We start from the raw sequence: 14,885 nt of genomic DNA on the forward strand, positions 1-14,885 counted from the left end.
CGAAGCAAAGAGAAACCCATGCTTTTATTTATTAGCGTATATTCTGCTTCAGTAACATAAGATTCTCTGTTTCATTATTATTGTTGGTAAATGTGGCTTAAGTAAATTTATTGGAGGGCAAAATGAAAGGGGAAATTTTAGGTTTGGTAATGGCAACAAGTTTACTTTTTGGATCAATTGCATTTGCAGAGGAGAATCTTCCGGTTCGCTCTGGAACAGACCCAAGTGCACAACCTATGATGCAAACAAAATCATTAATGGCGGTAACAGGAAGTGCATTGTCTGTTATAGATTCAAACTCCGTCACGGCAAATGCTTATGCTTTGGTAAACACGCTTTTGGGAAGCGGTGGAGTCACGGTAAGTAACATAAAAATGACAGGCAGTAAGCTTGCAGCTGGGAAATTTACTGGCGGAAATGGGATCATTGGATTTAATGACGGCATTATTCTAAGTACCGGAGCGATTAGCAACGTAGTGGATCCCAATACAGTTGAGGATGCAAGTAGAATAAACAACACAGCTGGGGATAACGATCTTAATGCATTGATTAATAGCAATGCAACTAGGGATGCAGTCATATTAGAATTTGACTTTGTTCCGGAACACGATATTCTTTCTTTTCAATATGTTCTTGCTTCGGAAGAATATAATGAATATGTCAATTTAAACTACAATGATGTATTTGGTTTCTTTGTGAACGGTAAGAACGCGGCATTGATCCCGAATACGACAACTCTTGTATCTGTAAATAGTATAAATGGCGGAAACCCATTGGGTACAAATGCAAAGCACCCTGAATATTACATAAATAACGATCGAGCAAGTGGAGCGAAGCTGAATACACAAATGGATGGTCTTACTAAGGTGCTGCCCGTTCAAGTTAATGTGAACAAGGGGCAAGTAAATCATATTAAAATGGCGATAGCCGATGTTTATGATTCCGAATACGATACGAATGTATTTATTAAGGCAGGCAGCTTTACCGACAAACCAATTGATAACCCTCCAGTAGTTAAAGCGACAGCCGACCGTCAACCGGACACCAATGATTGGTATCATAACGATGTTAACGTGACATTTACCGCTACAGATGACATGGGAGTAGTTTCCATTGACCCTCCGGTGGTCATTTCCACTGAGGGAGTAGATCAAGAGATTATAGGGACAGCAACGGACACTGCGGGTCAAAAGGGAACAACGAGCATAAAGATAAACCTTGATAAAACTGCTCCGCAGACGACTGCAGAAACACCTGTACCCGGCGCAAGCGGATGGTATAACGCGGATGTGAATGTAACTCTAAGCGCGGTTGATAACCTGTCAGGCTTGAGCAAAACGCAATACCGTATTAATGGAGGAGAATGGAAGAATTACACGGGATTACTCAAACTTTCTTCCGAAGGAAGCAATTTCCTTGAATACCAAAGCTTCGATGCCGCGGGCAACGAGGAAAACATCAAGAGCATGACCATTAACATCGATAAAATTGCACCGACTGCTTCTGTTAGCTACAGCAAGACGACTCCTACGAACCAGGAAGTAATTGCAACCATCACTCCGAGCGAGGATGTCACCGTAACGAACAATAGCGGAGCAAGCGCATATACGTTTAATGAGAACGGCTCCTTCACGTTTGAGTTTGTGGATGCCGCAGGTAACAAAGGCTCAGTTATAGCAACGGTGGCTAACAACGATAAAGTGGCGCCAACCATTACAGTAGCGCCTTACACGACTACGCCAACCAATCAAGATGTGATTGTTACAGCGACGACAAACGAAGGAACATTGAATGCAGCAAGCCATACGTTTAGTAAAAATGGCAGCTTTAGCTTCACTGCGATTGACGCAGCAGGAAACATCTCGACCCAAACAGTAACGATCGATAATATCGATAAATTAGCACCAACCATTACAGTAGCGCCTTACACGACTACGCCAACCAATCAAGATGTGATTGTTACAGCGACGACAAACGAAGGAACATTGAATGCAGCAAGCCATACGTTTAGTGAAAATGGCAGCTTTAGCTTCACTGCGATTGACGCAGCAGGAAACACTTCGACTCAAACGGTAACGATTGATAATATCGATAAAGTGGCTCCTGTTATTTCTTTTACAGGTAATTTGAATGCCTATACGGTTGATCAGAATATAAACATAAGCTGTTCTGTAGTTGATGTACTTTCTGGTTTGCTTACAACCAACTGTCACGACATTGTTGGTCCGGCAAGTGGATTTACATTAGGAAACAATTCATATACATTTACGGCAACCGATAATGTAGGTAATGTCAGTACATCTACAATCAGCTTTACACTTTCTGTTAACACGGATAGCCTTGGAAAGCTGACTCGACAATATTTCAAAGATGCATCTTTTTTAGAATCCTTGATAAGTAAACTAAACGCTATTCAAGCATCGATTAGTAAAGGCAATACAAATGCAAAGTCAGGCCAGGTAGGAGCCTTTATCAACCAAATTGAGGCGAAAATAGGTAAATCTATAACAAATGAACAAGCTCAAATATTGATCCAACTTGCGAAGAAATTATAGACCATTAGATTGTGATAAGATTTTGTGAACCCTCTCAATGGACACAAATTTGATAAAAACCCGGCCACGTTGAGCGTTGAACTGGTCGGGTTTTTATTCGCGCCGATCTAAGTGTTCATCCCCACTCAAAATAGTAAAAAAAATAATGGGTTCGTCAGTTCAATTACAAACAGAGAAAAACCGGAAATAGAGATTATTCCACTTTTGGGGAGCTGTTGATCGGAGAGACACAGATAAATCAAGATGGAAACGGCCGAAGTGCCGTATGCAAACGACTTATCTTCTCCGCCGCATCGCTTCAATCGTGAAAAGGATAATCGTTGAATGAAAGAAGGTTTTTTATAGCCTCGTAATTTAGATGCCAAGAGGGTTCGATCTATAAATTGACGGCAGCATAAGAGTATTTAGCGCAGGAAATTCGGAAAAAACCTGAATCTTTTTGTTGAAGAAATAAAGAATTGAACTGAAATGAACTGTCGGATGTTGAAGTTTCATTGAAAAAAATATTGTCTAAATTTATATTCCTTTTACCGTCTCCACACATGTGGAGTGCGTGGTAAGGATATATCGGGAGGATATTTACGAAGCTCAGTTAGATCGATAAATACAGGCGTTGGAAGGATATGTACATCCACCAGCTACGATAAGGATAAGGAAGGCGAACTGGTCATCAATGAAAAGGAAGCAGAATTAGTACGCCGGATTTATGAGGAGTATCTGGAGGGTAAAAGCTATCAGGCGATTGCTACAGGATTGATGAAGGATAAAATCAAAACGGTCACTGGCGGCGAAAGATGGTGGGACTCCTCAATTACGATTATTCTGACCAATGGAAAATATTACGGAGCCTTACTCCAGCAAAAGACCGTCATCGTTGAATTTCTAAGCCATAAGCGAGTAAAGAACAAGGGTCAAGAAAAGCGAGTTCAACGTGAGTGGGAAGTAAATAATTTTTTTGCAAATGATAAAATAAATGCCCCGAATGATGTGTTTCTCTATGTTAATGATCAAGGTAATGTGGTTCCGTTCTCACAAAAGGAGAGGAATTTAATTTCAGAATGGCAAAAGGGAGAAAAAGCTCCGATTCAAGGTATTGAAGGTCATCATATGGAGCTTGTGAAAGATAACCCTGATAATATAAATCTAGCAGCTGACCCTGACAATATACTCATGGCTACAAAACAAGGTCATAGAGATTTTCTACACGGAGGAAATACACAAAATCCTACAGCATAAGAATACTTTGATTATTCAATTACGATGGATGAAAAATTTGAGATGACCGTCAATTATAATAAAGAATTAATAACTTTAGACTTAGTTGATAAAGGCGAGGCAGCAGTTGGAAGTTCAATGGCTTTATACGCATCTATTAGTACAGTTATTGAATGTTATCGGTTAAGGAATGATCCGCGACCTTGGAGTAGAAAACTGTTGCAGATAGTTAAAACAGGAATGGCAACTGCTCTTTTCGGTGGTGCTTTATCTTCTATTGGATATATAGCACATATTTCAATCGATGGTATATTTGCCAATTTCACACCAAGTATGCTAGAGCACTTTTTCACAGATATGATGGCTATTAATGGAGCCTTTTTTATGATTGTAGTAACAGGAAGTTTGTTGCGATATATTTGGGAAGTAAGAAAAGGGAAGTCTCAAGAAATGTCAAAAAAAGAGTTTCAATCAAAGATGGTGGTAGCAATCGCAGAATTTCTAGCTTTTTCAGCATTAGGTCTAGGGCTAGATATATTGTCAGACTTTGCGGTAGATACTGTGATAGATGCACTAATTCCAGATCCAACTGGAATATTGATTACTGCAAGAGTTGCATACGGATTCTTTAAACTCGGGAAAAATGTTTGAGATGGTAAGCAAAACAAAGAAGCTCTAATAAAATGTGCTGCTATAAGAATGAATCATTTTTATCAACTATATAAGTTGAACTAAAGATTAGAAAATTGTGCTAAAGAATGAATGGCTACCTGTCGAAATAATAAGTAAAGACTGTAGACAGGCAGGATTCTCAATGAAAAAAACAGAAGCTTTCCAAGAGATCGAGCAGGCCATGAAAAAGGCAAAAGATCGACGGATGTATGAACGATACCAGGCCTTGTATTTGCATTTTCAAGGCACCCAAACCGAACAGATCGCCCACACGCTAAACCGAAGTGTCAAAACAGTAAAGGGCTATATCAAAGCTTATGAAACTGGGGGGCTTGAAGGTCTGCAAATGAATCATTCTCCAGGTGCGCCTGTACGATTGACTACCGAACAGCAGGAGCAATTGAAGCGTACAATTGTCGAGTTTGTGCCTCATGAGGTCGGTTTTACAGCTCGGCATAACTGGACGCTGGAAATCATCGCGGATTGGATCAAGCGGGAGTTTGGCCCCACGTACTCCCTACGCGGCATTTCCAAAATGATGCACCGCCAAGGCCTTAGCTATACCAAACCCACCTATACCTTAGCTGCGGCCGATCCAGACAAACAAAAAACGTTTGTACAAACGACATTTCCTGGTTTAAAAAAAGAGTCATGAATGACGAGATCGCCCATCTGCTATTTGAAGATGAATCCATGATCCGTGATTACCAAGCGATTCAAAAAACGTGGTTCCTGCGCGGAAAGCAACGCATCATCAAAACCACGGGCAAGCATCGTGGAGTCAAGTTGTTAGGCACGGTTGACTACGGAACAGGCAAACTGGTGTGGTAGGAAGATGTGCAATATACAGCCGAAACCTTTCTAGGTTTCTTAAAAAAAGTAGTCGATGAATATCCCGTAGGCAAGATCGTGATGATCTTGGACAATGCGCGAATTCACCATGCCAAGCTGCTGATCCCTTTCTTGGACGAGATGAAGGATAAGCTTGAGCTCGTTTTTCTGCCGCCCTATAGCCCGCAGCTCAATGCGGTCGAGGGTTTGTGGAAATGGCTTAAATCCGATGTGATCAACAACGTCTTCTACCACACGGTAGCCGAAATTCGCACAAACGTACAACAGTTCATGGACGAAGTCATAAAAGTACCTTTGGCTATTATTGACCGCCTTTGTGTCCGATACTAACTGGAATTTCTTTAGTTCAACTTATATAGCTAAAAATAAACTTAGACCAGATGATTTTGATTTTAGGTTAACGTGAAGTTTTTATGATTGATTTTATATCCGTTTCACCGTCTCCACACATGTGGAATGCGTATTATTGATGGAATGGAGGGGCGAGCCCTAATAGGCTACGCCCCCTTTTTAAGTGGATTTTGAAAGTTGTAACTGATTTCTATTGAACCGTCTTCGTGTACGTCAACATGGTTAATCATCTTGTGTATCATATCTCGCAAAATTTCCTCGTTGCTTACGTCTAACGTGGTGAACTTCGTTAACTCGGTCTTAAACGCTAAAACTTGTGACTCTGTATCATGTTCGTGGGCAATATCCGTTTGAAGTCGTTTTGTTCTTTCTTCTAATAGTTGCCGTTCGTTCTTGACCGCATTACAACAGGCGCTGAACACATCCTTATCAATGTCCCCGCTCGTCCATTTCCTCGTAAGCTGAACTAGTTCCCTATCCAATTTACTGATTTCACGTTGAACCTTTTCAAGTTCTTAACAGAGGTGTTCTTCTTTATCCCTCATTAATCAGGCCTTTCAGGTTGGATAATACAACTTGCTTTAGAATGTCATGCTTTATGATGTTTTTTTAGCCCCCTAGAAGACTTAGACAGCATACCCCTTAATCAAATACAATAAAAGTAGACGGAGGGGAACGTTATGAAACGTGTGCAGTATAACCTTAATTTCAAGATGGAAATCATTCGAAAAGGGAAAGAGAGTGGCAACTTTACAGCCGTAGCCCGGCAGCATGAACTGGATCCCGAGATGGTCTTGCGGTGGGCCAAAGAATTGAACAGTAAAGATGTGGATCAGTTGGACGGAGCCAGCAAGCGGCAAGCGGCTTTTATCCCTACGGCTGAAGATTTCAAACAGATGGAGCATGAATGAAAAAATGAAAAAGCTATTGGCGGAACAAGCCCTGGAAAGGGAAATTCTCAAAGACCTACTAAAAAAACGAACCCCAACTTGCGGATAAAATAGAGATTGCCCAGAAGTACATCGGCCAAGGGCACGGTATTGCCTTCGTGCTTCGTGTGCTGGAAGTCGAGCGCTCTACGTATTATACCCTGTGAATAAAGCCGAAAAGAAATCGATCCACAGTGGCAACGTTTTTTACTCTATTTTTTTGTTATTTTTCAATAATTTACTGGCATTTTGGGAATAGCCGAAGATTTTCCTGTATTTGCATATCAAGGGTGGCTAAAAAGATAACCACTCCGGGATACTTCTAAGACTCTGCACATCTCCAAAACCGGATAGACCGAGCGGTGGTTGTGAATAAACAAGTAGACTATTTCTGGTCTTTTGCAAAGATGTACATGGCTTTTTTAAAGATGTCATTCTCCATTTCAAGCTGCCGGATCCGCTTCTGCAGGTCAGCTTGGTTCTTGTCTTCGACCTTTAAGTTGCCACTGCCACGAAAAGCGTTACCGGAATCCTGCTTGATTTCGCTCATCCAGCGGTACAAGGTATTGTCGGACAACCCCAGCTCCCTAGCTACATGAGCCACCGGTTTCCCCTGTTCTGAATCATTTTAACCGTTTCTCTTTTGAATTGTTGAGTTTATTGTCGCTTTCTCTTTCTTGGTGTCCAGTTTCTAGTCTAACATCAAATCTACCTCGAAATTTAGTCTATCTCCTCCTGTAATTCTAGCCTTTGTCCGCTGCACAATGATATAGAACGTGAGTTTGTCACTGATGGAACAGTTGCCATGGTGCTTTCGATCAGAATTTTTATTGAGAGAAAACTTAATATACTTTGTCATATAATGGTATAATCACACTTATTAAATTCGGAGAGGGCATTAAATGTCATTTGAAAAAAAGATTTTACTTAGCCAATGGATAATCCTTATATGGATGATTACTCTTGTTACTTTTGCATGAAAGGTGAGTCTGTAGATAGCATCGCTATTCAAAACAGCATTACTAAACTATTGAAGGGCAAAGAGGATTCGGAGTGCATCTATTTACTTTGTGTAAAGGACGAACGCAATTATATCCCCATATATATAGGCAAGAGTAAAACACCAGTAACACGTTGGAACAGTCATATAAAAAACTTGAATATAGGAAAAAGCTCTTATAGCAAGTGGAAGATTTATCTGTTAGATAATAATCGAGCAAACTACGATTGCATTTTGATGGTTATTCCTGAGGTAGCTATATCAGAGCCGCCAATTAAAGGGTTTCCAAAAACCATTGGATCAATTGAATATCAACTTGTTAGCTTGGCTTCTGATGCTTATCCAGACACGCTCCTAAACAAAGAGGGGAACCGCAGATGATAGACTTTAATGAATGGTTAATGCAGTTATCCAATCATTACTTTGTTCCTTTGTTTAGTACTAATGATGGCTTATTAGTTAATGTCAAAACAAAGAATGATCGTACATTATTAATGCGCTCAGCTGATATGGAAAATGCAGTTATTAGTACGATTGAAAATAATATAAGTAACGATGCCTGGGAAGGCTTGATTTACGTGATGGGTAAAGGACTAGCTGCATCCTTCCAACCGATGTACATAGGCAAAGCTGAAAAAAAGGGCGTAACCAATCCTATCAGTGAAAATATAAAGAATATCCGTAAGAACCAGCATAAATTCGCAAGATGGGGTGACGGCATTGCTTATCATATTGGCGATTTAAGTCATGCGATGTATGGGTTTCAAGCCTATAAGAAACCAAGTAAGAAATACATGACTTGGGCAAAAGCCCTCTTTGAAACTAATGATCCACCTATGCTAAAGGAGCCAATATTCTTTTTCATTGCACCTTGGTTTACTGGTGACAAAGGCTTGTCTGGTTTGTCCTGTTCATTGCCTGCGGTTGAAAAAGAAATGATTGCTATAGCATCAGTTCAATTTGCTGATACATTACTAAACGTAGACGGTATATAAAGGCAGGTGACTATGATGTACGCTTTAATTAGCTGTACCAAGTTGAAACAGGAATACAGTTGCTCAGCTAGAGAAATGTATGTGAAGTCGGCATTGTTCAGCAAAGCGGTTAAATATATCGAGCAGCAAGGGTATAACGATTGGTTTATTCTTTCTGCCAAGTATGGGCTGTTAAGTAAGGATGAAGTTATTGAACCGTATGACGTAACGCTTAACAATATGAAAGCACCTGAAAAAAAGAGTGGTCTAGGAAAGTCGCGGATCAGATATTAAGCTTGAATTTAAACAGTGTGGACGTATACGCATACGCAGGAATGAACTATCGGAAGTTTCTACTGCCATTGCTGGATGCGCAGGGTATTAAATGGAGTGTACCGTTAATGGGTAAGGGCATAGGGCAGTAGTTGCAGTTTTATAATAGAAAGTTCAATTAGGTTTAGGCTGTTCAAGCTATTTAAGCTGGATAAATTAAATATTGATATATTAATTTAAGTAAATTATACAATAGCGTGGGGGCTATTTTACGCTTAGGGTGTCCTGAAGAAAGGCAGTAATGAAAGGAGGAAACACGGCTTTGCATGCTTTGCAAGAGATGAGGGTAGGTCCCTCAGAATCGGCATTCAGGTCCTTGATCTGGTCCGCATCCAAAAACACAACAGTATAGACGCCTTGAAAAGGGAGAATCTGATATTCTTTAATCAGGGATTAGTAGTGATATTGAAGATTTTGAGATTTCGCAATTTGCATAGTATCACTTACTTATCAAGATGCCACAAATAAGAGAAGGGATTCTTTTTTATCGCTGTTAAATCTGATTAAATGCTGCATTAAAAATCAAATGTTACATTTGACCTTGTTCATTTAATGGTTCCTTGTGTTGGACTAATTAAATGTTGGAATAATCTACTAATAAATTTTCTCGTATTTCTGTACATATATAATGGAGATCTCTGTTCGTATAAGTATGATGTCAAATTGGGGAGGATTTACAGAATTTGTGTCGAATTATTTAAGCATAAATACCTTGTTATATAAGTTTTCAAGTAACCCAGAGGGTGAAATATTTACTCTATAGGTCTTTCGTGTAATGACTGTTATTGATTGAATGTGGACTCAAATAAAAAATCCTGAGGTGAAATATTCATCGAGGGTATAATCAACCACAAAGTAGTAGGGACTCAATTATGCCCACAACCCGTTTTGTATTGTAACGGTAAAAGCTTTTTATCAGAATGTATGTTCCATGTCAGCATCTTGTCGCAACAGCCCTATATAATAAACAATATAGGAAATATGGCTCAAATTGGGCTCTGTTTGCAGACCTACAAATGGGCGGGGTTTCGCAAAACGAAAACGGGTGTGAAACTCCACTTTCGTCTCGCGTACATCGACGATGAGGCTGGTATTCCTGAGAAGGTCATCCTCACACCAGCTATGAAAAATGATCGGAGCCAGTTGGATGCCTTGGTCGATGAAGTTGGCCTCACGTATGTTTTCGACCGTGGTTACCTCGATTATGCCAGGTTCGACGACTACTGTGACAGCGGCATTTTCTTTGTCACTCGAACGAAGAAAAACGCGGTGGTCCGCCCGCCCGCTTGAATCCTTCGCGCTACCCGCGGATAGCGGTGTACTCACAGACGAAATGGTCGTTGTCTGAACGCCACAGAAGCGAATGGAGAACGTATTGCGCCTGGTCCACAGCGTAGATTCCGAAGGGAATCCCATGGCTATTCTAACGAATCGATTCGATTTTAGTGCGGATGAAATCGGGCAGATTTACCGTGAACGAAGGCAATAGAGACTTTTTTTAAGTGGATGAAGCAGCATGTTCGGATCAAGACCTTTTACGGAACGAGCGAACGGGCGGTAATGAACCAAGTATGGATGGCACTGATCGCCTTTTGTCAGATCGTATTAATGAAGATAGAGACAGGTACGAAACATAGCCTGTTGGATCTATGTCATTGGCTTAAAGTGTTGCTCTGGAAATCCGAACAGGAATAGGTAACGCGCATACATTACAAGCCATTCGCTCATCGGCAGGAAGACGAAGCAAACGAAATTAATTTTCCATCTACCTTGATCTTATATATTACATAAACTACCTGAACGAAAATCATATTGATGCAGCACGGAACGCAATCTATGCACTGTCTGGAATCGGCGACCGCAGAGATACAGCCAAATCAACGATATAGGAAATGCTTGCTTCATCCATACTGTTCGATTTATTGTTTTTGGAAGAGAAGTATGCCAAGATTCGGACGGTTATTAGCATGAGCGAGATGGCTAAACGGATGATCCAAGGAGAGCAATTGAGTGTGGAAATGAAGCGATCCATTCTCATGATCCGCGCGAAACTTGAGCTTGCAGAATAAACGTTAACAGGCTGAATCTCGGCTTTTTTTTAAATTCCGTGAGAGTCTTCCACGGCTTCAGTTGAACAGAGAGGAATGAAAACGATCCTATGACTTATCATCCTGCACCAAGTCCCGAACAAGAGTTGAATGATAATGTTATACGTATTCGTCAATTTATTGACAAAGCCTATCTACATGACCTTGCAAGGTTATCTGTCCTGCCGATTCCAGCGGAATATGAACGTTTGAATGCCGAGCATTTTCGTCTGTACAAGATAGAAAAGCTGGTTTTCGACCCCAGTGAGAGTACATCGGATAAATTGATGAACGTGTACCAGTCTCTTGGCAGTCTAGGATGCGGTATTGTGACGCTGATCATTAGCGACGGCAGGAAAACCGAGTTGTATCTTGGAACCAAGATGTCCCCCGAAAGCAGCCGTTCCCAGGTGAACGAAGCATTAAAAAAAAATTTGGAGGGGAATTTCCCCGGAACTAGACTGAAGTTGCAGTATGCGGATCATATAAAAGAATTACTCGCTGGCATGTTCAAACAGGAATATCGTGGTGTGCCCAAGACGATTTCAGTAGTATCAGGCGTTCCAGCCGAAAAGCGAAATGATGCCAAAGCCCTGGTACGTGGGTTGGAAAATTTGATAGAGACCATGCATGGCGAATCTTACACCGTCGTCATGATTGCCGACCCTGTAGATCATGAAGCCATTCAGCAGGTCAAATTCGGTTATGAAACGCTCTACAGTCAATTAAGCCCCCTTTCCCAAAGCCAATTCAGTTTTTCGGCTAATGAAAGCCATTCCGTCACAGAAGGCTTAAGCACAGGATTTACGCAGGGTGTGAACGAAAGCATTTCCAGCACGCAGAGCTACTCTTATGGCCATTCTGATTCAGAGAGCGTATCGCAGAACAAATCTACAACAAGAAGTTGGGCTGGTGTAGCCCCCGTGTTGGGCGCAGGAATTGGAGCTGCCCTTGGATCCGTGGTTCCGGTGGTGGGTACTCTAATCGGGAGCTCGATAGGAGGTGCTATTGGAGGAACCATCACATCTTTGGCGGGGAGCCAAACCAAAGGCTCATCAACCTCCAGCACTGTCTCGATGAACGAAAATAAAACTGAAGGTGCCACTGAAACAATTGGAACCAGCAACACGGAAACATTGACTGAGTCGAAACAGAGGGGCCAGAGTAATGGAACCTCCAACACACTGCAGCTTACCTTTCAAAACAAAACGGTTCTGAATATTATGGAAAACATCGATTGCCAATTGGATCGACTCAAGTGCTCCGAGGATTATGGGATGTGGAACTGGTCCGCTTATGTCCTATCATCCGACGTGCAGACGGCTTCCCTATGTGCAGGTACCCTTCAAGCCATGATTCGCGGTGAGCGCTCTTCTATAGAATCGTCGTATATTAACATATGGGGTGCGGACCATGAAGAGAGGGGGAAATTGATCCCCTACTTAAACAGGTTGTCTCATCCATTGTTCGTCCTTCCGGGAGGTTCCGATTCACCCGCCACACTCGTGACACCGGGGTCGCTCATCAGTGGGCGCGAGTTGGCCATTCCGTTTAATTTGCCGCGGAAATCGCTACAGGGGCTGCCGGTTACCCACGCGGTTGCCTTCGGACGCAGCGTGAATCGTCACAGCACGGGCAAGACGGGAAATGCAAGCCTTAGCCTCGGGCGGATCGTCCACATGGATCGGACGGATGAGACAGAGGTGAAGTTGGATCTACCTAGCTTGCGAATGCATACTTTTGTAACAGGTGCTACCGGGTCAGGTAAATCGAATACAGTATATACGATGATTTCCGGGCTACAAAAGATGGGAATTCCGTTCCTGGTCATCGAACCAGCCAAAGGGGAATACAAGCAAGTTTTTGGAAATGACGCTAACGTATTCGGCACTAACGTCCGTCATACGCCGTTATTGAAGTTGAACCCCTTTTCGTTCCATGAGGCAATCCATGTATTGGAACACATTGATCGCCTCATCGAGGTCTTCAACGCTTGCTGGCCCATGTATGCAGCTATGCCGGCGGTATTGCGAGAAGCAATAGAATACGCGTATGAGCGGGCTGGCTGGGATCTTCAGCAATCCAGAAGTCGCTTGGACATTCCAGTATTTCCAGCCTTCAAGGATATTCTCCAAGTGTTGCCGGAGGTCATTGGAAGATCCGCTTATTCGGAGGAAGTCAAAAGCAATTATGCGGGTGCTCTCCTTACGCGAGTTCGCTCGCTAGCCACCGGATTGACTGGAATGATTTTCTCGGGCGCGGAAACACCGGATACGGAACTGTTCGAACAGAACTGCATTGTAGATCTCAGCCGGATCGGTTCATCAGAAACGAGGGCGCTGGTATCTGGAATCTTATTTTTGCGGCTTCATGAATACCGGATGTGCTCGGGAAATACAGCAAACCGCGAGCTTATTCACGTTACCGTTCTGGAGGAAGCGCATCACCTGCTAAGAAGGACAGCTTCCCAACAGGAAGGCGTTGGTATTCAGGGAAAGGCAGTGGAGATGCTATCCAATGCCATTGCTGAAATGCGAACCTATGGTGAAGGCTTCATCATTGTTGACCAGGCACCGCTTCTGCTAGACGAGTCCGTCATCAGGAACACGAACACAAAGATCATTATGCGTTTACCGGCCAGCGGAGACCGGGAAGAATTAGGAGGCGCAGCGAGCCTGTCACCGGAGCAGACTGCTGAAATAGCCAAGTTGCCCACTGGCATCGCCGTCGTTTTCCAAAACGATTGGCTTGAGCCCGTTCTATGCAGGGTGCATGAGTACAGTAGCGATTCTGGAACTGAGTACCGACAGGAATTGTCAGTAATGCAACCATTGGATGAAGACCGAAAAATGTTGTCCTTACTCATACGCCTACTTATACATGGTCGAGTTCATGGAGAGAAACTTTCGATTAATGGGACGGAGCAATTGGATAAGTGGCTTCTAAGTCGAATCGATTTGAGTGAGGATTTGCAAAAGGCGGTCAGGGATGCACTTGTGGATTACGCTAGTACCAGCCGTTTATCCTTGTGGGAACCAGGTCGTTATCCAGAGCTGTCATCACTCGTCGATGAATTACTGAACGGAGGGCGGTTATTGTCGTTTCTGGGAGAGTATGAGGATTATGCTTCATGGACGGATAAGGCCTTGCGCGAGTTGCGGCTGACGGCTGACCAGCTGGGCAGTATACACTATGAACTGGCAACGATTCAGTGTCTAATTCGTAGCCGATGCACTGAAAATCCGATCTATGAAAAGCTGTACCAGGCATGGACGGAGCAAACACGTTTGGCATTGGGGAGAGAAGAATATGGAAGCAATCAATAAATTTCTGCAATCAAATTTAATGGAAAATATCGAGGGTAATCACAATGAGCATTCCGAAATCCCGGAGTTTGCCAAACAATATGAAGCCAAATATGTCACATCATTGGAACAAGCCGATGAACCGCTAGAGCCAATCCGCCGTGTTAAAACGATTAATGAGCAACTGGCGGGCACCATTCATGATGAAACCGGCGTTCCTTATAAGGAACATGTTGTGGAACTGCCGGACGGCGAGAAAGTGATCGGCGTTTTTCCGGAGTTTGACAGTACCGCAGACATTCAGCTCGACGAACGTGAATACTTGATTTCGGATAGCGCGCAGGAGGGCATATGCAATAAGATCCTGTGTGAGCGGATTGATGGAGATCCGAAGTTTGCTGAGCAATTTACGACGGAGCAGTTGGAGCAAATACGTAACGGCGACACACCAGACGGATATACTTGGCACCATAACGAAACACCCGGCTTGATGCAGTTGGTAGATACCGAAACTCATGCGAAAACCCGTCATACCGGCGGACGTTTTCTATGGGGCGGTGGATCGGACAACCGCTGAAAACGCACCGAACAATAAATAATAAGGCAAAGGTG

The 14,885-nt window shown here is 42.7% G+C and carries 12 protein-coding genes and 3 pseudogenes; 14 read left to right on the top strand and 1 reads right to left on the bottom strand.

What is annotated here, in order from left to right; all coding sequences use genetic code 11:
• Nucleotides 1-149: 149 nt before the first annotated feature.
• The 5 genes and pseudogenes from G9U52_RS31640 to G9U52_RS31660 all read left to right on the top strand — a co-directional run bounded on the left by G9U52_RS31640 (nt 150) and on the right by G9U52_RS31660 (nt 6,556).
• The gene (locus G9U52_RS31640) at nt 150-2,555 is read left to right on the top strand and encodes a choice-of-anchor L domain-containing protein (protein WP_207953336.1); all 2,406 of its coding nucleotides are present in this window, start codon (nt 150-152) and stop codon (nt 2,553-2,555) included.
• Between the two features lie 549 nt (nt 2,556-3,104).
• Entirely contained in the window at nt 3,105-3,791 is a 687-nt protein-coding gene (locus G9U52_RS40385; protein ID WP_311764950.1) for a recombinase family protein, read from the top strand.
• Nucleotides 3,792-3,815: 24 nt separating this feature from the next.
• Complete coding sequence (locus G9U52_RS31650; RefSeq protein WP_207953337.1) at nt 3,816-4,421, top strand: hypothetical protein; 606 nt, start codon at nt 3,816-3,818, stop codon at nt 4,419-4,421.
• Between the two features lie 163 nt (nt 4,422-4,584).
• A pseudogene (locus G9U52_RS31655) lies at nt 4,585-5,624 on the top strand (IS630 family transposase).
• A 701-nt stretch (nt 5,625-6,325) separates the two neighbouring features.
• The gene (locus tag G9U52_RS31660; RefSeq protein WP_166155204.1) at nt 6,326-6,556 is read left to right on the top strand and encodes a hypothetical protein; all 231 of its coding nucleotides are present in this window, start codon (nt 6,326-6,328) and stop codon (nt 6,554-6,556) included.
• 403 nt (nt 6,557-6,959) lie between these two features.
• Here the strand turns inward: G9U52_RS31660 and G9U52_RS31665 are convergent.
• Nucleotides 6,960-7,181 (bottom strand): annotated as a pseudogene (locus G9U52_RS31665) (transposase); the annotation flags it as partial.
• Between the two features lie 327 nt (nt 7,182-7,508).
• Here G9U52_RS31665 and G9U52_RS31670 point away from each other — a divergent pair.
• The 9 genes and pseudogenes from G9U52_RS31670 (at nt 7,509) to G9U52_RS31705 (ending at nt 14,850) form a co-directional block, all read left to right on the top strand.
• Complete coding sequence (locus G9U52_RS31670; RefSeq protein WP_207953338.1) at nt 7,509-7,955, top strand: GIY-YIG nuclease family protein; 447 nt, start codon at nt 7,509-7,511, stop codon at nt 7,953-7,955.
• Complete coding sequence (locus tag G9U52_RS31675; protein WP_166155210.1) at nt 7,952-8,569, top strand: hypothetical protein; 618 nt, start codon at nt 7,952-7,954, stop codon at nt 8,567-8,569. Before G9U52_RS31670 ends, G9U52_RS31675 begins: the two co-directional genes overlap by 4 nt.
• 75 nt (nt 8,570-8,644) lie before the next feature.
• A pseudogene (locus G9U52_RS41910) lies at nt 8,645-8,973 on the top strand (DUF6884 domain-containing protein).
• Between the two features lie 889 nt (nt 8,974-9,862).
• A complete protein-coding gene (locus G9U52_RS41915) occupies nt 9,863-10,171 on the top strand; it encodes a transposase (RefSeq protein ID WP_166155212.1) in 309 nt (102 codons plus the stop codon).
• Nucleotides 10,172-10,244: 73 nt separating this feature from the next.
• Entirely contained in the window at nt 10,245-10,370 is a 126-nt protein-coding gene (locus G9U52_RS41920; RefSeq protein WP_375790302.1) for a hypothetical protein, read from the top strand.
• A gap of 17 nt (nt 10,371-10,387) precedes the next feature.
• Nucleotides 10,388-10,576: a hypothetical protein gene (locus G9U52_RS31690; protein ID WP_166155214.1), complete on the top strand. Its 189-nt coding sequence runs from the start codon at nt 10,388-10,390 to the stop codon at nt 10,574-10,576.
• A 197-nt stretch (nt 10,577-10,773) separates the two neighbouring features.
• A complete protein-coding gene (locus G9U52_RS31695; protein ID WP_166155216.1) occupies nt 10,774-10,950 on the top strand; it encodes a hypothetical protein in 177 nt (58 codons plus the stop codon).
• Nucleotides 10,951-11,039: 89 nt separating this feature from the next.
• Nucleotides 11,040-14,294, top strand: coding sequence for an ATP-binding protein (locus tag G9U52_RS31700; RefSeq protein WP_166155218.1), 3,255 nt, complete (start codon nt 11,040-11,042; stop codon nt 14,292-14,294).
• Nucleotides 14,278-14,850 (top strand): HNH endonuclease, encoded by a 573-nt coding sequence (locus tag G9U52_RS31705; RefSeq protein WP_166155220.1) that lies wholly within the window; start codon nt 14,278-14,280, stop codon nt 14,848-14,850. Before G9U52_RS31700 ends, G9U52_RS31705 begins: the two co-directional genes overlap by 17 nt.
• Nucleotides 14,851-14,885 lie beyond the last annotated feature (35 nt).

It is taken from the genome of Paenibacillus agricola (assembly GCF_011440305.1).
GTDB classification, from domain to species: Bacteria; Bacillota; Bacilli; order Paenibacillales; family NBRC-103111; genus Paenibacillus_S; species Paenibacillus_S agricola.

What these genes read in the sequence shown, in the direction of transcription:
- G9U52_RS31640 (WP_207953336.1), top strand. Translation starts at nt 150, where the DNA reads ATGGCAACAAGTTTACTTTTTGGATCAATTGCATTTGCAGAGGAGAAT.
- G9U52_RS31695 (WP_166155216.1), top strand. Translation starts at nt 10,774, where the DNA reads ATGCTTGCTTCATCCATACTGTTCGATTTATTGTTTTTGGAAGAGAAG.
- G9U52_RS31660 (WP_166155204.1), top strand. Translation starts at nt 6,326, where the DNA reads ATGAAACGTGTGCAGTATAACCTTAATTTCAAGATGGAAATCATTCGA.
- G9U52_RS31700 (WP_166155218.1), top strand. Translation starts at nt 11,040, where the DNA reads ATGACTTATCATCCTGCACCAAGTCCCGAACAAGAGTTGAATGATAAT.
- G9U52_RS31690 (WP_166155214.1), top strand. Translation starts at nt 10,388, where the DNA reads ATGAAGCAGCATGTTCGGATCAAGACCTTTTACGGAACGAGCGAACGG.
- G9U52_RS31705 (WP_166155220.1), top strand. Translation starts at nt 14,278, where the DNA reads ATGGAAGCAATCAATAAATTTCTGCAATCAAATTTAATGGAAAATATC.
- G9U52_RS31675 (WP_166155210.1), top strand. Translation starts at nt 7,952, where the DNA reads ATGATAGACTTTAATGAATGGTTAATGCAGTTATCCAATCATTACTTT.
- G9U52_RS41920 (WP_375790302.1), top strand. Translation starts at nt 10,245, where the DNA reads ATGGAGAACGTATTGCGCCTGGTCCACAGCGTAGATTCCGAAGGGAAT.
- G9U52_RS31650 (WP_207953337.1), top strand. Translation starts at nt 3,816, where the DNA reads ATGGATGAAAAATTTGAGATGACCGTCAATTATAATAAAGAATTAATA.
- G9U52_RS41915 (WP_166155212.1), top strand. Translation starts at nt 9,863, where the DNA reads ATGGCTCAAATTGGGCTCTGTTTGCAGACCTACAAATGGGCGGGGTTT.
- G9U52_RS31670 (WP_207953338.1), top strand. Translation starts at nt 7,509, where the DNA reads ATGGATAATCCTTATATGGATGATTACTCTTGTTACTTTTGCATGAAA.